Here is a 19527-nt window from a genome sequence, read left to right on the forward strand (position 1 = left end):
AGGTCAATCCGGTATTTTTCAGCCACTACTGCTGCCCCGTCCCGTCGAGCCGGACGATCCACCCTTTCGGGAGGCTATCGGTTTGCGTCACGTATTTGCCGGTCAGTACATATCCGTCATCAAACTCACACCCGCCTCCGACCGTGTTGGCGCCGCGGATCGCTGATTCACCAACCGCATCAACGCTCGCCGAAAATACTACATTCCCCGCGGCGCCAACACGTTTTATACCGATATACCGGGTTGCCCTTGGATACGAATCGGTGTAAGCAGCCAGGCAACCGCCATCGCTCAGGCTACGGATAAAGGCAGGTGAAAACGAATTAAGCGACCCCAACGGGAGCTGGTACAAATCGGTATACCAGACCGTTTGACCGGCTTCATCCAGTTTCAGCAGAAAGATGCCCTGCACCCCGCTGAAACCCCTATAACGGCCATAGACAAAATCCCCCCCCCCGACGGCAGCTTTCATATCGACCGGATACAGCAAGGTGTAAAACTGTACGGAAAAATTATCCTTCAGCTTCACACTGCTGATCACCTCGCCGGTAGCCGACAACCGGACCACCATTGCTCCGCTGGCCTGCCCGTCCGGCACCGGCAATCCGTCGATGGCACCGGTACCGACCACCAGCATCACGCCGTTGTCCGGCGTTGGGGCACCTACACAGGCTGTAATAGAGGGCGCGTTGGCCGATGACGACGTAAACGTCCGTTCAGAGACAATCGTTGATGCCTGTCCCCAGGCTTTTGCGCTCACCAGCAGGCCCGCAATCAGAAGTACTAAAACACTTAGCCACAGGGCAGCAATTCTGTTAAGGTTTTTCATAACAAAGTTTTTTCAGGCAATAGTCTATGAGACAGACCGGAAAACTGGTCCGCCCGTTGCACACCCTGTGAAAATCTGATTAAACCGCCTGCGGTTCGTCTATATCGTCGGCACCGGTATCGGTTACGTACCCGTCATCACCGGTATCATAATGTTCCTCTTCCTGGTAAGGCATTTCATCGTCGTCGCTGACCTCATGTTCAGCAACCGTTAGCAGCGGTGTTACCACCGGCTCATCAAATACAGACTCCATCAACTCATTAGCCATTGCCTCTTCAAGGCCTTGCTGTAGTGTACTGTTCGGGAGCATAAACGGTTCGTCGAGCCGTATGCTTTGCAGGATCTCGTGGCTGGCGGTATCGATCTGATACACCACATCCAGCCCCTCATCACCCGTGGCGTCCACCACCCTATAGGTAAAACCATCGGCCCCTTCAAGCACCAGGGTATCAACCACACCATCATGATCAAAATCGAGGCCCATTACCCGCTGATCGTTCATAACCCCCTCAATAATGATCGGATCGGCGGGTGCCGATGGTTGTTTCTGGCTCTGGCTGTCGGGCTCGTAACCGACACCTGCCAGAAACTCATGTCGTTGCTGCAGGGATAAATCCTGCCATTCTTCTTTCGTAAATGTGTTAAACAATCCGCCTTTCCAGACGAACACGCCGCCCGGCCCGATTTCGTCACGGGCGACGGCAAAGGCCTCGCCAAAAGGACGGTTGCTGTTCACCTCACGGGCAACGGTCACGTCCGCCAGGTGCAGTTTACCACCGGCTACCGCTACCGGCCCGTCGCCGGGCACGGGTAGCTGCGGATCGGCGTCCGGCTCACCATCCTCTGTCGGCTGAGCCAGTAAGGTCCAGGTAGCACCACCCAGCAACAGAGCGGCTGTAGTGATACCGGCCAGTTTTGATTTGTGTAAAGCAGGTGTGTTCGCCGACGCCTGCGCGACATGTGATGAAAACGCATCGGTTGGCGGTTCTGAGTTAGCGTACAATTTCGACATAGCCGGAAAGCAATTAGCCGGATAAAGCTCTCTGATGCTTTATCCGGTGAGGTTAAAAAAGGTAAGTCAGTTTTTTGAAAAAATTTTCAGGATACCCAGATGGCCTTGCAGCGACGGCAGGTTTTCTGCTGGGCGAGCTGCGCCCATTCCTGGCTATAAAAAGGCAGACGACACTCCGGATTAGGGCACCGGTACCGTTCACGATACTCTTTATCAATCACTTCCATTTTTTCGTCGGTCGACAGCAGTGTAGAGCAGAGGGTTGGTACCAGCATACTCAGTCCTGCACTCGACAGTACCGGCAAAAAACCAAGAGCGGTCCCGCCCGAACCCAGCACAGCCCCGACGCTGACCACCGACGACAGTATGACACTGCCGGTCCGGATCATACGCTCACGGTTGCGGCAATCGCGTTTGAGTTGGGGATATTGTTCGTAAACCTGTTTCAGGGCCGCAAATTCGGCGGTAAAGTCAAGCGGCTCTTTTTTGGCAACGGCTTCTTCGGCCGGGGGTGGCGGCAGGTATCGGGCAATGAGTTCACGGGCAGTGGTCGTCGTGTCGCCGAAGGTCAGGACATCGTTACTATCGATGAGTTTTTTGATGCTGGATTTTCCATGCAGCATTCAGAGAATCCAGCATCCAGAAAATCCAGAACCTCAAAGCGTACGCAGAAAGGCAATGAGCGCCCGTTTTTCGTGGGGCGTCAGAGAAAGTTTCTGATCGGGCAGGGTTTGGTTGGGCAATCCGAAGCCAAGGCCATTCCCACCGCCCTTATCGTAAAAATCAATGACCTGCTCCAGCGTCGGGTATACGCCGTTGTGCATGTAGGGGGCCGTATTGGCCGCCTCCCGAATGCCCGGAATCTTGAATGCCCGCAAGTGAATGGCCAGCCGCGTAACCCCATACCGCCCCGAATCCGGGCTAACGCTCCGATTATCGGCCGTGGCCGGTACGCCGATTACTTCACTTTCTGTGCGGGTATAATCGGGCGGCACCGTACCGTTGAAAATCGGGTAAAAATGACAGGTACCACATTTGGCCTTGCCCATAAACAGGTTAAATCCCTGTTGTTCCTCAGTGGTTAGCTGCGTAGCCGGGTCACAGCGCATGTAGCGGTCAAACCGCGTGTTAAAGCCGGTCAGCGACCGGACATAGTGAGCAATGGCATTGCTGATGGTTTCGCGCGAAACGGCCAGTCCGCCATAGGCCCGCCTGAATGCCGCCATGACCGCCGCATCGGCCTGAATGGCGTTGAGCGCAGCAGGCCACGAACCGCCCATTTCACGGGGATTGTTGAGTACATCGTGAATCTGCTCTTCGATGGTCAGCGACCGCGCATCCAGAAACTGAAATACCTGTAAGCCAGCCTGCAACAGCGTCGGGGTGTTTCGTCTGATCCGGTCATGGGCCGAGCCGAGCACCAGTGCCGTCGTCTGCCCATCGGTAAATGCCCGTTCGGGCTGATGACAACCTGCGCACGAACGACGTGTCAGCGGACGGGCATTATCGGACAGCAGCGTACCCGAAAACAGCATTTTGCCCAGCGCAATACGGTCGGGGGTCGGCTTCGGCGAACCGACGGGCGCAAACACATAGGGATCAAAAATACCGGAATCGCTGAGCGTCCGGGCCGACGCTGCCAGCATCCGCCGCCCGGTCAGCACGGGAATGTGCAGTTTTTGCTGTGTTTCCGCCAGCGCCTCACCTAACGGATTAGCAACGGTCCGGATAAATACCAGCCGATCGAACCCCTCAAACGAAGACCGGCGCAACAGGCGACCGGCTTTGGCAAACAACCGGTCAAGCTTACCCGCCAGAGCCGGATCAGCCTCCGCCACGGGATAGTGTGCCAGAACACGCCTGAGGGCCTGCATGCTCACGCTGGCCTCCGGCAGACTCTGCCGGTCGACCGGTGAGTCGAAGCCGGAAATCCCAAGCGTAATAATCCGGAACAGTTGCAGACGCATGGCGTCAAACACCTTGCTATCCGTCAGTTGTACCGACGTACTCACCTGCCAAAGCAACCGGATGGTTTGCCGGATTCGGGTCAGTTGGGTGAGTACGGCTGTTTTTTCGCCGGGATCATACGGGAACAGCGTTTCTTCTATCACCTGAAATCCTTCGGGATTAATCTGCTGCCCGACCCCGCCTTCCAGTTCACCTTCGGGCACCGGCGGACCATTCAGCCGGCGGGCCGAATATGGGTAGAGTGCTTCGGTCAGCCATTCAATCCGTTTATAGGCCAGCCGCGCCTGCCGGAAGCGTTGCCGGATCCCCCCTGGCGATTTCCCCCCGCTGACCGCCCGGTACAGCCCTGCCGTTGCCGAATCGAGTGCTACCACATCGGCCACATACATCGCCCGGATTGTCTGCCCCGGCGCGAGGTCAGCCGGCGGTCGCCACGCGGGGAGGCTGGCGAGAAGGAGGATGAGGAGAGATAGACGGGAAGTCATCGGGGAGTGGGGTTAACCAAATGTGTATAGTACCTTATTGAGCGTTACCATTAACTGTTACAAAATAGCTATTGTGCCTGACCATCCTATGATCTAAGTGCCATACATGTTGTCATAATGTTGAAACAGAAAAACCCCCTAAACAGCGATTTTAGGGGGTTTTTGACGGTTTTAGTGGTCCCGACGGGAATCGAACCCATATCAAACGTTTAGGAAACGTCTATTCTATCCGTTGAACTACGGGACCAATATGTACTTATTCTTCAATCGCTGTCCCGACGGGAATCGAAGGCGGACGCGCCCCCGGCCATAGCAAACGTTCAGGAAAAGGCTCCGAGCTGGCGCTCCGGTTCTATCCGTTGAACTACGGGACCAATATTCGTGGCCGGAACTTCCCGAAAGTTTTACACTTTGGGAAGTTGAGATTGCTATCCAACCGTACGGGCGACCCCATGTGGTCGCCCATCCCCATGTGGTCGCCCCTATCAGGAAAGGCGATCCCAACAAAAACAAACCTATAGAGTCTTATCGACCCCATAGGCTTTCCATTACAAAATTGGCTAAAATCCGGCAACTACCCAAGCGGGGCCGCATCTTCTTCATACGCATCCCCGAGCGGAATAAAGGTCCAGTTCGGATAAATGGTATAATGCTTTTCCTTTACCAGCTTAAAGAGCGTTTCCCGCAACTCATCGAGGTTCTCGCGGTTCTGCGCCGAAATAAACACGACGTGGTCCGATTGACGCGTCAGGTACGTGCGTTTCAGATAGGCCAGTGCCGTTTGCTTCTGTTCTGCCGCTGATGGCGGAGCAACTGCCGCCACCGGCTCGTTCTCGTCCCCGCTTATTTCGTGCACCGGTTCCGGCAACCATTCTTCCTTCGGCACAAAGGCATCAATTTTGTTGAAGACCAGAATCGTTGGCTTATCAGCCGCCTTTATGTCCGCTAAGGTCGCCTGTACAACGTCAATGTGCTCTTCAAACGATGAATGAGACACATCGACAACATGCAACAGAATGTCGGCCTCCCGTACCTCGTCCAGCGTCGATTTAAAGGACTCAATCAGCGTCGTCGGCAGCTTCCGGATAAACCCGACCGTATCGGTCAGCAAAAACGGAATGTTGCCCAACACCACCTTACGGACCGTCGAATCGACCGTGGCAAACAGCTTGTTCTCCGCAAAGACGTCGGCCTTGGCCATTGTCCGCATCAGGGTCGATTTGCCAACGTTGGTGTAGCCCACCAGCGCTACCCGTACCAGCCGGTCACGCTCTTTGCGGCGCGTCTGACTCTGCTTGTCAATTTTGGCCAGCTTTTCTTTCAGGAACGCAATCCGGTCCTGCACAATCCGGCGGTCGGTTTCGAGCTCCTTCTCCCCCGGACCACGCATCCCGACGCCCCCTTTCTGACGGCTTAAGTGGGTCCACATCCGGGTCAGGCGTGGATACATGTACTGGTACTGGGCCAGCTCTACCTGTACGCGGGACTGAGCGGTCTGCGCCCGCATCGAGAAAATGTTCAGAATCAGCAGACTCCGGTCCAGCACCTTGATTTCCTTAAACTCCGCTTCAAGGTTACGCACCTGAGCCGGGGTAAGGTCATCGTCAAAAATGATGGTATCAACCGGATTATCAGCAATATAAAGCTGAATCTCCTCCAGTTTACCCTTACCGACAAACGTACGGGTATCCGCACGGTCCAGCTTCTGGGTAAATGTTTTTTTGGTAATCACCCCCGACGTCTCCGCCAGAAACGCCAGCTCGTCGAGATATTCTTTCGTCTGATCGGCGGTCTGTTTCTGGGTGACTAAGGCCACTAATACGGCCGTTTCGGGTTGTTTATGTGTTTCGATCATGTAATCTGAATAAGGAATACAGACCGGTTCAGACACGATGTCTGTCGCTACCGGTTTGCATTATATTGGCTTGATGAATGTCATACAGACCGGCAGCCCTGAACAGAGCGGTACGGTATGATGGCGTTTTTGACACCACACAGGCGGATACACAGGCTTGTGCAGCAAAAGAAGGTCGGTTTACAGAATCATTGGCGTACTTGTTTTCCGGGCTTACTGATTATACGTACGTTGCCACATCGAAAACATCACTTTTTTCACTATTCTTCATGTGGCGACCCAAAGGGCCTTATTCATTAACACGTTACTTTATGGATTAGTTTCGGCCTTACGCACAACCGGTTCCAGTACCTTCCAGACGTTTTCGGCTACCATCCGGTGACCCTCGGCCGTGGGGTGAATCCCGTCGGCCTGATTCAGACGCGGAATTCCGCCGACACCTTCGAGCAGAAAAGGAATCAGAATGGCGTTGTTTTTGTCGGCCAGCTGTTTAAATAATTCACGAAACTCTTTCGTGTAGGTCGTACCGAGATTAGGCGGGATCTGCATACCGGCAATAACAATCGTAGTTTCCGGATTTTTGTGGCGTACGGTATCCATGATCGCCTGTAAGTTTTCGCGGGTAGATGAAAGCGGTAAACCGCGCAATCCATCGTTGCCACCCAGTTCGAGCACGAAAATATCGGCCGACTGACGCAGCACCCAGCTGATCCGGCTCTTCCCGCCTGCCGATGTCTCGCCACTCAGTCCGGCATTGACCACTTTATACGGCAGTCCGAGCGAATCAATCCGTTTACCGATCAGGGCCGGAAAGGCCTGCGAAGGATCAAGCCCGTAGCCCGCCGCGAGACTGTTCCCGTAAAACACGATTACCTTTTTAGCAACTGCCGCAGATGACGTAGCGGCCGGTGCTGATGCCTGTTTCTCACCGGAAGCGGTCTCCGCATCACCCGATGATTTAGAGTTACAGCCAGCCAGCAACGTACACACCAAGGCTGCACCGGTTAAGCCGCTAACTACCTGTCTCCAACGAAGATATGGCATCGCTTTCTTTTGCATAAAAATCATTAGTTTTCTTATCTGAACAACGAAATTAAACAGAGGTTTTACCCTTTAACAGTTCTTTTGGTCCATTCATCCGATTTTCTGTCAAAGATGGAAAGAATCCGGCCCAAATCAGTGTTACCCAACAGATCATCGTTCGCAATGCCTTGCCGGCACTGCCTTTTTTTCATCCATGAGCATCTTACGTGTCGACAATCTAACAAAATCGTACCAAAGCGGAGGCCAGACGCTGACGGTCTTACATAGTGTCAGTTTTGCACTCGAAGCGGGCGACACCTTTTCCATCGTCGGGCCATCGGGCAGCGGCAAAACCACATTACTCGGTCTTTGTGCCGGGCTTGACCGGGCCACCTCGGGCAGCGTTTACCTCAACGGCGTTCAGCTCGACAACCTGAGCGAAGATCAGCGGGCCGCGGTCCGGAATCAGTATGTGGGCTTTATTTTCCAGAACTTTCAGTTGCTGCCTACCTTAACGGCACTCGAAAACGTAATGGTTCCGATGGAACTCAGCGGGCTGGGTCGTCAGAACGGCCGCAGCATCGAGCAAACAGCCCGCGAGCTGCTGGAACGCGTCGGCCTCGGCAAACGCGGCCACCACTACCCGACCCAGCTCTCGGGCGGCGAACAACAACGGGTCTCCCTGGCCCGGGCCTTCGCTAACCGCCCTAAAATCCTCTTTGCCGACGAGCCGACGGGCAATCTCGACACCGACACCAGCGCCACCGTTGTGGACCTGCTGTTTGAACTCAACCGCGAAGCCGGCACCACGCTCGTCCTCGTCACTCACGACCTCGACCTCGCCGCCCGCACCCAACGCGTCATCCGGATCAAGGGGGGACATGCAACCGGAGATACAAATACTATTGCGCGATTGAGTGATTGAGCGATTGCGTGTGTTCACGACCTCTGCTCCGCTCAATCACTCTTTCACTCAATCACTCATTATGAATATCTCATGGCTTTTTCGGATGGCGTGGCGGGATAGCCGCCGGAGTCGTCACCGGTTATTTTTATTTATGTCGGCCATTGTGCTAGGGATTGCGGCGCTGGTCGCCATCAATTCATTCAGCCACAACCTCGCCCGAAGCATCGACGATCAGGCCCGCGAACTGCTGGGGTCCGATTTGTCGCTATCTGCCAGCAAACCGGTTTCGTCGACGCTGCTGAATAAGGTCGGCAGCGAACGCAGCACGGAGATATCATTTGCGTCGATGGTGTTGTTTCCCCGCACCGGAGGCGTCCGGCTCGCGCAGGTCAAAGGGCTGGAGGGCGGGTTCCCGTACTACGGCGTCTGGGAATCTGAACCGGCCAACGCGCCCGACCTCTTCCGGCAAGGAATGACCAAAGGCCAGCGCATTGCCCTGGTCGACGATGCGCTGCTGATCCAGTTCGGGGCCAAACCCGGCGACTCGGTCCGCGTCGGTAACCTGTCGTTTCTGGTAGTTGGCCGCGTCCTGAAAACGCCCGGCCAGTCGGCAGTCGCCACCACCGTAGCACCGACCGTCTTTATTCCGGCCCTGCTCCTGCCCCAAACCGGCCTGCTCCAGAAAGGCAGCCGTGTCTCGTACCGGTTTCATTACCGCTTCCCCGACACGACTAATGTCGAACGGCTGGTTAAACGGTTTGAACCGGTTCTCGACAAGCAAGGTATTAACTACGACACCGTTGCCGAACGCAAACGGCAGACCGGCCGGGCCTTTGAAGACCTCGGTGAGTTCCTGAATCTGGTGGCATTTGTGGCGCTTCTGCTTGGGTGTGTGGGCGTAGCGAGCGCCGTTCACCTGTATGCCAAAGAAAAAATTGCGTCGGTAGCTATTCTGCGCTGTCTGGGCACCAGCGGCTGGCAGGCCTTCCTGATCTACCTCATTCAGACCTCGCTGATGGGTTTGTTCGGAGCCATACTGGGATCGGCGCTGGGGTCGCTGGTACAGCTCGTTCTGCCCGACGTATTCGGCAGCTTCCTGCCCGTCACCGTCGATACGTCCCTGTCGTGGGTAGCCATTGGTCAGGGCGTCGGCACCGGTCTACTGGTGGCCGTCCTGTTTGCGTTGCTGCCGTTGCTGAGCATCCGTACCGTTTCGCCGCTGCTGACCCTGCGGGCCGGTTACGACGAGAGCGCGGATCAATCAGGCCGCGACCCGCTGCGGTGGGGCGTCTATATCCTGATTCTGCTGTTCATTTTCGGGTTTTCCTTTTTACAAACCATGAGCTGGAAAACGGCCCTTGGCTTCACCGTCGGCCTGCTCGTTGCTTTTGGTATCCTGACGGGTATGGGGCAGTTGCTGATGTGGGCCGTCAAACGCTTTTTCCCCGTTTCGTGGAGTTTTGTATGGCGCCAAAGCCTGGCCAGTCTGTACCGGCCCAACAACCAGACCCTGATTCTGATTATTTCCATCGGCCTGGGCGCCTTTCTGATCAGTACGTTATACCTGACCCAGAACCTGCTGCTGAGCCGTGTGGCGTTTTCTGCCAATGGCGGCGAAGGCAGCGTCCGGCCCAATATGGTCTTGTTCGACATTCAGAACGAGCAGAAAAACGGGGTCTTGCAACTGGTGAAACAACATAACCTGCCGGTGGTGCAGTCGGTGCCGGTGGTAACGATGCGGCTGGCCGACATCAATGGCCGGTCGGTAGAGGCGATCCGGCAGGATACGGCGTCTAAAATTCCGGAATCGGCCCTGACCCGCGAGTACCGCGTTACCTACCGTGATTCGCTGATCGACTCCGAAAAACTGATGACGGGTAAAGCGCCTTCGCTGCAGGACGGTATTCCGCATATTTCGGTGGAGAAAGACTATTTCGCCCGGCTGAAGCTCAAATTAGGTGATACACTCACATTCAACGTGCAGGGGGCTCCGATTCAGACCATCGTCAGCGGTACCCGTCAGATCGACTGGAACCGGGTGCAGACCAATTTCCTTGTGCTCTTTCCGGCGGGTGTGCTTGAGCAGGCTCCGCAGTTTCATGTGCTGATGACCCGCGTGGCCGACAACAAACAATCGGCGGCTTTCCAGCGGGATCTGGTCCGGCTCTACCCCAACGTATCCGCTATTGATCTGGGGCTGATTCTGAAAACAGTTGACGAACTGCTCGACAAAGTGTCGTTTGTGATCCGGTTTATGGCCCTGTTCTGCATTTTCACCGGCTTACTGGTGCTGGGCAGTTCAGTGGTGATCAGCCGGTATCAGCGGATCAAAGAAAGCGTATTGCTCCGGACGCTCGGGGCCAGCCGCCGCCAGATCCTGAACATTACGGCTATCGAATACCTGTTTCTGGGCGTTCTGGCAGCGTTGTCAGGCATCTTGTTGTCAGTCTTTGGTAGCTGGGCCTTAGCGTATTTTGTCTTCGAATCGCCGTTCCGCCCCGATGTGGTGCCGCTGCTGCTGATTATCCTGATCATCAGCGTACTAACTACCCTCATTGGTCTGCTCAACAGCCGCGATGTGGTGGTACGCCCGCCGCTGGAAGTGCTGCGGGCAGAGGGGTAAAGCAAGACTATTTGCCGAGTTCCTGTCGTATGTTTTTCACGAAAGCGACAGGAACTTCGGCAATAGCAGCAATCTGGCTATCTGATACAGTCATCGTTAAAATCAGATTTTTTACAATGCTCGTTTTTGCTGTTTCTAAACCCTGCTCTATACCTTTTTGCAAGCCTTCTTTTCTCGCCCGGTCAATAATCATTTCCTGAATTCCCATAGTTGCTGACTTATCACTTAAACCTGCTATTGACTCTTAAAATTTAACACTATAGGCTGGATCGGCAAACCGAACATAATACGGCAAAAACGTCAACAAATCGCTGACTTTTTTGCGGGGCAACTGTCGGGAAAGTAGCCGGCGGGCTAGTGAAAACTTTAAAGCATACAGGTTTTCATCATCCAGCTGCTTTTTCTGTATCGCGAGCAAGGCCGTCAGAACAACAATAGCAAACGGATTTTCATTTTCATTCAACTGAAATTCAGACCATCTCCAGTGCCTGCGCCAGATCAGCAATCAGCACGGCGGGGTCTTCCAGGCCAATATATAGCCGGACTTTATTGAAATTGTCGGGGTTGGCGTTCGGCGTGTCGGTGGTTCGGGAGAATGACACACTCGCCGGAAATACCAGCGATTCATGCCCGCCCCACGATACGCCCAGCAGGAACCGCTGCAAGGCATCGGCAAACGCATCAACGCGGTCTATCTGACCGGTATTCAGCGCGATGGTCAGCAATCCGCCACAGGCTTTCATCTGGCGTTTAGCCAGTTCATACTGCGGGTGCAGCTTCGAGAACGGGAAATAGACATGCTTTACTTTCGGGTGATTTTCCAGAAAGGCCAGCACCTGCAAAGCACTCTGACTGCTTCGTTCCAGCCGCAGTTCAAGCGTCCTGAGGCCACGGATCATCAGCCACGCATTCTGCGGCGAAATGATGCCGCCGAAAGTCATGTATTCCGCATGAAAAATCTTCTTCATCATGGCATTTGTCCCGCAGATCACACCGGCAATCAGGTCGGAATGCCCGCCGATGTATTTCGATGCAGAATGCAGGCTCAGGTCGATGCCCAGTGCGATAGGCTGCTGATACAGCGGCGTTGAGTAACTGTTATCAATCATCGTCACGATCTCCTGACCAGCTTCTTTCCGCGCTTTTGCGATGGCAGCTACCGCCGCCAGATCCTGCAACTCAAACGTAAAGGAGTTCGGTGATTCGAGGTAAATAATCCGCGTGTTCGGCTGAATGGCGTTTTCGAAGTTTGCCGGATCGGTACCGTCGACAAAAGTGGTCGTCACCCCGAAGCGGGGCAACCAGTCAGTCATGAGCCGGTAGGTCCACGAATACGGTTTACTCACCGAAACGATGTGATCGCCCTGCTGTACGTTGGCCAGAATGGCGGTCGACATGGCCGTGCTGCCGCTCGACACCACCAGCGCATCCTCCGCACCTTCGAGAGCGGCCAGCTTTTTCCGCAGAATCTCAACGGTCGGGTTGTTGCCGCGGGTATAAAAATGCTTTTCGTACTCGTAATGCATGTCGTTGCGCATCGCATCGACACTCGGGAACGTAAAGTTGGAAGACTGGATAATTGGCGGTGCGATGGCGTTGAAGTAATTCCCGCGCTCTTCGCCTAATTCGTTCAGGATGTATGAAAGGTCCATAAAGGTATGTATGATTTACGAGGTACGTATTACGATGTACGATTTACAAGGTAAACCAACAGAGCTTTGAAAAAGTAATAACCTGTTAATCAAGCTAAAATATTCGCTTTAGCAGATAATACAGCGGCCAGCCGCTTAGAAACAGCCCCCAGCCCACGGCAGCCGTCAACGGATCACTGATCACTACGTTGACCGACACGACTACCAGGAACAGGATAAACAGTAATGGAATAACGGGATAGGCCCAAACTTTATAGCCCGTGTGCGGATCATTGCCCGCCACCCGCCGGCGGAAAATAAACAGGGTTGCCGCCGCACTGGCCAGGGCAATGCTGTCAATCGACATCACATAATTCACGATTTTCTCGAACGTGCCGAGGAAGAAAAGCGAAATGAGCATGATCGCCAGCAAGAATGTCAGCGCGAATTCCTGCGTCTGGGTCCGGGCATTAACCCGCTTAAAGGCCGGTGGCAGAATCCCGTCGTCGGCCATCGCGTAGTAGACCCGTGGCAACGACAACAAGCTGGCATTGAGGTAGCCCAGCACCGACGTAAAGATGGCAACAGACGCCAGTTTTCCGCCCCATTCGCCAAACATCGCCCGCGCCAGATCGGCAGCAACCAGTTTACTGTTGGTTAGTCCGGTAAAGCCAAGCTGGTGATAATAGGCGTAGTTTAGTCCCAGATACAGGGCCATGATCAACAGCATACCACCGATAATGCCCCGTGGCGTATTCCGGACCGGATCTTTAATGTCGGCCCCGAAATTGAGCACCTGCTGATAGCCGCCATAGGTGTAAAACACCGCAATCAGGCTCGCAAAAAAGCGCCATGCGGCCCCATGCGCTTCCGGTATGGCAGAGCCTGGTCCGGCTTCCGTTAACGTAGTCTCACCGGCTCCCGACATAAAAATGCCCAGGCAAAGCACCAGCATCAGCCCGACTTTCAGACTGCTCAGGATATTCTGGGTACGGGCACCGGAACGAATGCCCAGCATATTGACCACGTAAAAGAAGAGCACCATACCGATGGCGGTCATGTTGATACCCAGCCGGGTATGGAGGTCTTCCGGCAAAAACGGATTCACGTATTCGGCGCCAATCAGGGCCACACCTACATTACCGGCCCCGTAGGTGAGCACGATCACCCAGTTCAGCATAAAGGCAAAAACCGGATGAAAAGCGGTCGAAATGAGTTTGTAGAAACCGCCGGGAAAGTGATAACGGGCCCCGATTTCGGCGTAGGTAAGCGCCCCGCACAGGCTGACAAGGCCACCGGCCATCCATGCTGCAAAAAAAATCGTGGGCGAACCGGCCGATTCCGCTACAATGGCAGGCGTCCGGAAAATACCAATACCGATGACCAGACTGACAACAATCATCATCAGGTCAAATACCGAGAGCTTAGGTTGAATCATGATAACTCAAATAAACAACACGCTAAACGTTTTTGCTACTCCCCTGCCGAATTAGCCCCGATTTGTCCGTCCGCTAATGGTCATGGCGTTGTCCGAAAGCGGACAGAAGCCACCCAAAAACCAAGACAAACGCCTGACTATCAGCCATAAAAACACTTTGGCACTGTGCTTGAACAGAGTAGAGAACGGTGCTGAAGTCAAGTTGCAGAAGCGGCGAAAACGCTGACTCCGAAACAAGCTCCCCTTCGCCTGACCTGTTTGGTCCTGATTCTTCGCCCAACATGGTTTAACGTATGGTAACTTATATTACATGCAGGTATCGCTAAATTGCCGTTATACGATCAAATATACCTTATTATGATTTCGCTTAAAAATATCTCCAAATACTATCCTGCCGGCTTCGGACGGGTATACGTGCTGCGCAATATCAGCCTCGACATTGCTGAAGGTGAGTTTGTTAGCATCATGGGTCCGTCCGGTTCCGGTAAGTCGACACTGCTCCATATCCTGGGTCTGCTCGAAGAACCGTCTGAAGGCGAATACCTGTTTCTGGATACGCCGGTCCAGAAACTGTCCGAAAAACGCCGGACGGATCTGCACCGCAACCACATTGGTTTCGTCTTTCAGGCCTATCACCTGATCGACGAACTGACCGTATACGAAAACATCGAAACGCCGCTGCTCTACAAAGGCATGTCCTCTTCGGAGCGTAAAAGCCGCGTGGCCGATCTGCTCGACCGTTTTAATATCGTAGGTAAAAAAGATCTTTTCCCGAATCAGTTGTCGGGCGGTCAGCAGCAGTTGGTGGGCATTGCCCGGGCAGTAGCCGCACGGCCACGGGTTATTTTCGCCGATGAGCCCACCGGCAACCTGCACTCCGACCAGGCAAAAGAGATCATGGAACTGTTCAAAAAACTGAACCAGGAAGATGGGGTAACCATCGTACAGGTGACCCACTCCGACGTGAATGCGGCCTATGGCAACCGGATCCTGAACCTCAAGGACGGCTGGCTCGAATCAACGCCCGTCCCGACGCTGTAAAACGGCTCTGCCGACAGGATTACAGGATGTTCCGGATAAAAAAGACAACCAACCCTGTAATCCTGTCAAACGACAATACCGGCGCGGGTGAGCAGCGGCATGATGTCGGGAGCAGTGCCTTTGTAAAGCTGAATGCCGGCCACGTTGGCACAGAAGATCACATCGGCATCTTGCAGGACATCCGGCAGAAACAGGCCTTCCAGAACCGGCATTCCGCTACGCAGCAGTTGCCGCCGGATTATGCCGTTGATACAGCCCGATTGCAGCGACGGCGTGTACCAGGTTCCGTTTTTACCCCAGAACAGGTTCGACGCCACGCACTCAGCCAGGTGACCGGCGGTATCCAGCAAAACAGCATCCCCGGCCCCCTGTTGCTGCCGGTAATGACCCGCCAGCACATACGGTAAAGCGTTCAGGGTTTTGCAGGCCGAGATCGTTGAATGGCTCAGCCGGATATCCGGAAAAAGACAGAGCCGTTGCTTAACCGTCACGGCAAACGCCGCTCCCGGACGCGCCGTCAGCAGCCAGTCGGCGTCGCAGGTTGCGGGCGTATACAACCCGCCCGGCTGCCGCCAGACCTGGAGTTTGATACGCGCCGGCTGACCCGTCAGCCGGTTTGCCCCGAGCAGTTGTAAAACGGCAGCGTACAGAGCCTCCGCTGTCATACCGGCAGGGCGGTTCAGGTGCAGTGCCTGCATCCCCTCACTGAGGCGGGCCATATGATCCGGCCAGAACCAAACGGTGTTTTGTTCGTACCGAATGGTTTCAAACAAGCCGTCTCCATATTGAAATGCCCGGTTGTGGGAGCTTGCCACAAAACCGGTTTCCGGCACTATGTCCGAATTATAGACCAAATACATATGCCAAAATTACCGTTTATCCCAAATCGGTAGAAGCGCCAGATTTAACTTCGTAACATTGAACCATTAAACAACGCCAACGTATGAATTTTGTGCGTGCAGGAATCTGTTGGGCTGTCGCCCTCTCTATGTATGCTGTTGCTCCGGCAACGTTTGCGCAAACCGCCGCGAATGCCGTATCGCCCGGAACAGGGGCCGCAAACCGGCTGAGCTTACAGCAATGTATTGAAATTGCCCTTAAGAACAACATAACCATCCGCCAGGGTCAGTTGCAGGTCGAAAACAATGCCCTGCAGTTGCGTCAGGCACGGCTGAACCAATACCCGACGGCAAACTTCAGTGGCAGTCAGGCATTCAACTCCGGCCGTAACGTCGATCCGTTTACGAACCAGGCGGTTCAGCAGAACATTACCTCCAGCAATTACCAGTTAGGTACCTCTGTTACCGTCTTCAACGGTTTTGCGCTGAAAAACCAGATCAAGCAAAATGACCTGGCGCTTCAGGCGTCGCAGCAGGAGCTGAAGGCTACACAGAATAACACCTCCATTACGGTGGCCCAGAATTACCTGAATGTGCTGACCGGTCAGGAACAATACGCTATCGCGCAGCGGCAGGCCGAAGTAACGCAGGCCCAGCTCGACCGTACGCAGCGTCTGGTAACGGCCGGTACACTGCCCGAAGCCAACCTGTATGACCTCCGGGCGCAGCTGGCACAAAACCAGGTAGACATTGTTAATGCTCAGAACACCCTGGAACTGGCTAAGGTTGCGCTTCAGCAGGCCATGAACGTGCCGATCCAGAATATTGAGGTAGAGCCGATCAACGTGCCGAATCCAAGCACAGCCCCGTACATGGAAAGCGTGCAGCAGATTTATGAAACAGCAAGCTCGTTTCTGCCGGATGTGCAGGGGGCCGATCTGCGGGTGCGAAGTGCCGCATTCGGCGTAGAGGCCGCCAAAGGGGGCTTGTATCCGTCGCTGTCTATCAACGGCAACCTGTCGACCGTTTACTCCAGTGCTGCCCGCCAGCGGTTTATCTCAAACGGGCAAAAAGTTACGGTGCCGACGTCTTATTTTATTCCTCTGCCAGACGGTACCCAGTTTCAGGTACTGACCCAGACACCCGACGGATCGTATTCAAGCTTTAACTATTTCGAACAGTTACAGAACAACCTGAACGAATCCGTATCGCTGTTCCTGCGGGTACCGATCTTCGGGAACTTCCAGGCACGTAACCGCATTACAACGGCCCGGATTCAGCAGCAGAACGCCGAACTGAACTCACAGAACATACGGTTGCAGTTACGCCAGCAAATCGAAACGGCCTATACCAACATGCGGGCCGGTGCAAACCGCTACCTGGCCACCCAGGCTCAGGTAACTTCGCTGGAACGGGCTTTCCAGGCAGCCGAGAGCCGCTTCAACGCCGGTGCCCTCAACGCAACCGAATACAATATTGCCAAAACCAACCTCGACCGTGCGCGGGCCAGTCTGGTACAGGCAAAATACGATTACGTGTTCAGAACGAAAATCTTAGATTTCTTTCAGAATAAACCGCTCACATTTGAATGATTGAGTGAATGAGTGATTGAGTGAGTGAATAGCACCATAGTCAATCAATCATTCTGTTAATCATTCACTCATTAATGATCAATATGAAAAAGAAGTCAAACCGTATCTGGTGGATACTGGGGGGTGTGGTTGTGGTGTTGGTTGGCGGGTTAGTCGCGGCCAAACAAGCGGGCTGGATTGGAAAGCCGAAAACGACAGAGGTTGATTTTGCTACGGCAAAACGGACAAACATCATCGAACGCGTAAGCGCTTCGGGCCGCGTACAGCCGCAGGTCGAAGTAAAGATCAGCCCCGACGTATCGGGGGAGATCATTGGCTTATACGTCAATGAAGGTGATTCGGTGAAAGCGGGTCAGCTGCTGGTAAAAATCCGGCCTGACAACTACGAATCGCTGCTGTCGCGGGCTGAAGCTACGGTAAACCAAAGCCGTGCGCAGCTCGAACAATCCAAAGCCTCCGTCGCTCAGTCGGAAGCACGGCTTATCCGGGCCAAAACCGACTATGAGCGAAACCGCAAACTCCTTGCCGACAAGGTAATTGCCAGTACTGACTTCGAACAATCAGAAGCGAACTTCAACGTGGCCCGGCAGGAAGTAGAAGCCGCCCGCGCCAACGTAAAAGCGGCTCAGTTCAGCATCCAGAGCGCTGAAGCCAGCCTCCGCGACGCCAGAGAAAACCTGCGGAAAACAACCATCTATTCGCCGGTAAACGGTACGGTCTCCAAACTGAACGTCGAACAGGGCGAACGCGTGGTCGGTACGTCGCAGATGGCCGGTACCGAAATCATGCGGCTGGCCAACCTCAACAACATGGAGGTGCGGGTCAACGTCAACGAAAACGACATCGTACGGGTCAGCATGGGTGATACGGCTGATATTGAAATCGACTCCTACACCACCGCCGGCCGGAAGTTCAAAGGCGTGGTCTACGAAATTGCCAACACAGCCAACGGCCTGACCAGCTCGGCCACCGGGGCTTCGATGTCGACCGACGCCGTGACGGAATTTGAGGTTAAAATCAAAATCCTGAACAGTTCATACCGCGACCTGGCGGCTCAGAAAGGCAAGAAGGGCTATCCGTTTAAACCGGGTATGACGGCTTCCGTAGAAGTGATTACCGACCGGAAAAACAACATCCTGACCGTACCGATTGCTGCTGTCACAACCCGTAGCAACACCCCGGCGCCGGATGCCGGCAACAATAACGGTTCGGACAACAACGGCAATCAGGACCAGAAAGAAAATCAGCCAAAAAAAGAGGAAGCGGTGAAGGAAATCGTCTTCATCAATCAGGGTGGCAAGGCCGTCGAACGCGAAGTTAAAACCGGCATCAGCGACTTCGAAAACATCGAAATCAAGTCAGGGCTGAAAGACGGGGAACAAATTATATCGGGTCCTTTCCTGGTCGTGTCCAAGAAACTTAAGAACAATGACCTGGTAGTGAAACGCGACCCGAAAAAACAGCAGAAACCAGCGGAGAAGGAAAACTAAACCCGCTCAAGACGCTAAAGAGATATACTCCCTCCGGCCCTGCTCCGGCAGTCCGGTCCGGCGAGGGAGAAACCGCCAAAAGCAGGTTTTCTACGCCTGAAAAACTCAGATTAATAATAACGGACAATTGGTTAAAAGACGCCGGGACATTCCAGGCGTTTTTTCTTTTTTAAAGCAATCCGGCACACAACCTTTTCCGTTAGTTTTCTATCTTATACGTAGAACCGATACAATGTTTCCGGACAACGATAAACAACTGGCCATGTCTTGTGCCGAGGGCGACAGCGCTGCTTTCGACCGGCTTTACCACCGCTATGCCCCGAAAATGCTGGTGGTATGCTCGCGCTATGCCCGCGACCGCGACGAAGCACACGACCTGTTGCAGGAAGGTTTTATCCGCGTATTCGAACAGATTCACACGTTTAAGGGTGCAGGCTCACTGGAAGGCTGGATCCGGCGCGTGATTGTGTCGGTCGCCCTGGCCAACTACCAGCGCCATCACGCGGAACGTAGCCAAACCAAAAGTCTGTCTGCTGAGTTTACCGACGATGATCAGCCATTCCGTGCCGAAGAAATTACGGCACAGATCGCGTTTGATGATATGCTCCGGATGATTCAGCAACTGACGCCCGCCTACCGCATGGTTTTCAACCTTTATGTTTTTGAAGGCATGAAACATCATGAAATCGCGGAACAGCTGGGCATAAGCGAAGGGACCTCCAAGTCGAATCTGGCCCAGGCCCGGCGCATCTTACAGGAGCGTATTACGAAAGTAATGTTTGATCTATCTTAAT

16 protein-coding genes and 1 tRNA gene are annotated in these 19527 nt (G+C 54.1%); 6 read left to right on the plus strand and 11 right to left on the minus strand.

What is annotated here, in order from left to right; all coding sequences use genetic code 11:
• Positions 1-25 precede the first annotated feature (25 nt).
• The 7 genes from BLX24_RS21960 to BLX24_RS21990 all read right to left on the minus strand — a co-directional run bounded on the left by BLX24_RS21960 (position 26) and on the right by BLX24_RS21990 (position 7208).
• A complete protein-coding gene (locus BLX24_RS21960) occupies positions 26-829 on the minus strand; it encodes a hypothetical protein (protein WP_071505357.1) in 804 nt (267 codons plus the stop codon).
• Positions 830-908: 79 nt separating this feature from the next.
• On the minus strand, positions 909-1841 hold the full coding sequence (locus BLX24_RS21965) for a hypothetical protein (protein ID WP_071505358.1): 933 nt from the start codon (positions 1839-1841) through the stop codon (positions 909-911).
• An 86-nt stretch (positions 1842-1927) separates the two neighbouring features.
• A complete protein-coding gene (locus tag BLX24_RS21970; RefSeq protein ID WP_229201868.1) occupies positions 1928-2464 on the minus strand; it encodes an Rcat domain-containing protein in 537 nt (178 codons plus the stop codon).
• 33 nt (positions 2465-2497) lie between these two features.
• On the minus strand, positions 2498-4294 hold the full coding sequence (locus tag BLX24_RS21975; RefSeq protein ID WP_071505359.1) for a cytochrome c peroxidase: 1797 nt from the start codon (positions 4292-4294) through the stop codon (positions 2498-2500).
• Between the two features lie 175 nt (positions 4295-4469).
• Positions 4470-4541: transfer RNA gene (locus tag BLX24_RS21980), tRNA-Arg, on the minus strand.
• A 327-nt stretch (positions 4542-4868) separates the two neighbouring features.
• Positions 4869-6149, minus strand: a complete 1281-nt coding sequence (hflX, locus tag BLX24_RS21985) for a GTPase HflX (RefSeq protein WP_071505400.1) — start codon at positions 6147-6149, stop codon at positions 4869-4871.
• Between the two features lie 309 nt (positions 6150-6458).
• Positions 6459-7208 carry an arylesterase gene (locus tag BLX24_RS21990; RefSeq protein WP_229201869.1) on the minus strand — a complete coding sequence of 250 codons (750 nt, stop codon included), beginning with the start codon at positions 7206-7208 and terminating at the stop codon, positions 6459-6461.
• A 178-nt stretch (positions 7209-7386) separates the two neighbouring features.
• On the opposite strand from BLX24_RS21990, the gene BLX24_RS21995 reads away from it, so the two are divergent.
• Both BLX24_RS21995 and BLX24_RS22000 read left to right on the plus strand, forming a co-directional pair.
• Positions 7387-8097: an ABC transporter ATP-binding protein gene (locus BLX24_RS21995; protein ID WP_071505360.1), complete on the plus strand. Its 711-nt coding sequence runs from the start codon at positions 7387-7389 to the stop codon at positions 8095-8097.
• Between the two features lie 61 nt (positions 8098-8158).
• The gene (locus tag BLX24_RS22000; RefSeq protein ID WP_229201870.1) at positions 8159-10702 is read left to right on the plus strand and encodes an ABC transporter permease; all 2544 of its coding nucleotides are present in this window, start codon (positions 8159-8161) and stop codon (positions 10700-10702) included.
• A 7-nt stretch (positions 10703-10709) separates the two neighbouring features.
• Here the strand turns inward: BLX24_RS22000 and BLX24_RS22005 are convergent, their stop codons facing one another.
• The 3 genes from BLX24_RS22005 to BLX24_RS22020 all read right to left on the minus strand — a co-directional run bounded on the left by BLX24_RS22005 (position 10710) and on the right by BLX24_RS22020 (position 13771).
• Positions 10710-10910: an RpnC/YadD family protein gene (locus BLX24_RS22005; RefSeq protein ID WP_071505362.1), complete on the minus strand. Its 201-nt coding sequence runs from the start codon at positions 10908-10910 to the stop codon at positions 10710-10712.
• 262 nt (positions 10911-11172) lie between these two features.
• Positions 11173-12354, minus strand: a complete 1182-nt coding sequence (locus BLX24_RS22015) for a trans-sulfuration enzyme family protein (protein ID WP_071505364.1) — start codon at positions 12352-12354, stop codon at positions 11173-11175.
• Positions 12355-12448: 94 nt separating this feature from the next.
• Positions 12449-13771, minus strand: coding sequence for an APC family permease (locus BLX24_RS22020; RefSeq protein WP_071505365.1), 1323 nt, complete (start codon positions 13769-13771; stop codon positions 12449-12451).
• Positions 13772-14128: 357 nt separating this feature from the next.
• Here BLX24_RS22020 and BLX24_RS22030 point away from each other — a divergent pair, with 357 nt between their 5' ends.
• The gene (locus BLX24_RS22030) at positions 14129-14812 is read left to right on the plus strand and encodes an ABC transporter ATP-binding protein (protein ID WP_071505367.1); all 684 of its coding nucleotides are present in this window, start codon (positions 14129-14131) and stop codon (positions 14810-14812) included.
• 65 nt (positions 14813-14877) lie between these two features.
• Here BLX24_RS22030 and BLX24_RS22035 read toward each other — a convergent pair whose 3' ends face one another.
• On the minus strand, positions 14878-15672 hold the full coding sequence (locus BLX24_RS22035) for an aminotransferase class IV (protein ID WP_071505368.1): 795 nt from the start codon (positions 15670-15672) through the stop codon (positions 14878-14880).
• Positions 15673-15755: 83 nt separating this feature from the next.
• Between BLX24_RS22035 and BLX24_RS22040 the strand changes: the two genes are divergently transcribed.
• From BLX24_RS22040 to BLX24_RS22050, 3 genes are all read left to right on the plus strand, one after another.
• Positions 15756-17243 carry a TolC family protein gene (locus BLX24_RS22040; protein ID WP_083422114.1) on the plus strand — a complete coding sequence of 496 codons (1488 nt, stop codon included), beginning with the start codon at positions 15756-15758 and terminating at the stop codon, positions 17241-17243.
• Positions 17244-17326: 83 nt separating this feature from the next.
• The gene (locus BLX24_RS22045; RefSeq protein ID WP_071505403.1) at positions 17327-18733 is read left to right on the plus strand and encodes an efflux RND transporter periplasmic adaptor subunit; all 1407 of its coding nucleotides are present in this window, start codon (positions 17327-17329) and stop codon (positions 18731-18733) included.
• Positions 18734-18995: 262 nt separating this feature from the next.
• Positions 18996-19526, plus strand: coding sequence for an RNA polymerase sigma factor (locus tag BLX24_RS22050; protein WP_177225893.1), 531 nt, complete (start codon positions 18996-18998; stop codon positions 19524-19526).
• Position 19527 lies beyond the last annotated feature (1 nt).

It is taken from the genome of Arsenicibacter rosenii, from assembly GCF_001870735.1.
Classification (GTDB): Bacteria; Bacteroidota; Bacteroidia; order Cytophagales; family Spirosomataceae; genus Arsenicibacter; species Arsenicibacter rosenii.

What these genes read in the sequence shown, in the direction of transcription:
- BLX24_RS21960 (WP_071505357.1), bottom strand. Translation starts at nt 829, where the DNA reads ATGAAAAACCTTAACAGAATTGCTGCCCTGTGGCTAAGTGTTTTAGTA.
- BLX24_RS21965 (WP_071505358.1), bottom strand. Translation starts at nt 1,841, where the DNA reads ATGTCGAAATTGTACGCTAACTCAGAACCGCCAACCGATGCGTTTTCA.
- BLX24_RS21970 (WP_229201868.1), bottom strand. Translation starts at nt 2,464, where the DNA reads ATGCTGCATGGAAAATCCAGCATCAAAAAACTCATCGATAGTAACGAT.
- BLX24_RS21975 (WP_071505359.1), bottom strand. Translation starts at nt 4,294, where the DNA reads ATGACTTCCCGTCTATCTCTCCTCATCCTCCTTCTCGCCAGCCTCCCC.
- hflX (WP_071505400.1), bottom strand. Translation starts at nt 6,149, where the DNA reads ATGATCGAAACACATAAACAACCCGAAACGGCCGTATTAGTGGCCTTA.
- BLX24_RS21990 (WP_229201869.1), bottom strand. Translation starts at nt 7,208, where the DNA reads ATGCAAAAGAAAGCGATGCCATATCTTCGTTGGAGACAGGTAGTTAGC.
- BLX24_RS21995 (WP_071505360.1), top strand. Translation starts at nt 7,387, where the DNA reads ATGAGCATCTTACGTGTCGACAATCTAACAAAATCGTACCAAAGCGGA.
- BLX24_RS22000 (WP_229201870.1), top strand. Translation starts at nt 8,159, where the DNA reads ATGAATATCTCATGGCTTTTTCGGATGGCGTGGCGGGATAGCCGCCGG.
- BLX24_RS22005 (WP_071505362.1), bottom strand. Translation starts at nt 10,910, where the DNA reads ATGGGAATTCAGGAAATGATTATTGACCGGGCGAGAAAAGAAGGCTTG.
- BLX24_RS22015 (WP_071505364.1), bottom strand. Translation starts at nt 12,354, where the DNA reads ATGGACCTTTCATACATCCTGAACGAATTAGGCGAAGAGCGCGGGAAT.
- BLX24_RS22020 (WP_071505365.1), bottom strand. Translation starts at nt 13,771, where the DNA reads ATGATTCAACCTAAGCTCTCGGTATTTGACCTGATGATGATTGTTGTC.
- BLX24_RS22030 (WP_071505367.1), top strand. Translation starts at nt 14,129, where the DNA reads ATGATTTCGCTTAAAAATATCTCCAAATACTATCCTGCCGGCTTCGGA.
- BLX24_RS22035 (WP_071505368.1), bottom strand. Translation starts at nt 15,672, where the DNA reads ATGTATTTGGTCTATAATTCGGACATAGTGCCGGAAACCGGTTTTGTG.
- BLX24_RS22040 (WP_083422114.1), top strand. Translation starts at nt 15,756, where the DNA reads ATGAATTTTGTGCGTGCAGGAATCTGTTGGGCTGTCGCCCTCTCTATG.
- BLX24_RS22045 (WP_071505403.1), top strand. Translation starts at nt 17,327, where the DNA reads ATGAAAAAGAAGTCAAACCGTATCTGGTGGATACTGGGGGGTGTGGTT.
- BLX24_RS22050 (WP_177225893.1), top strand. Translation starts at nt 18,996, where the DNA reads ATGTCTTGTGCCGAGGGCGACAGCGCTGCTTTCGACCGGCTTTACCAC.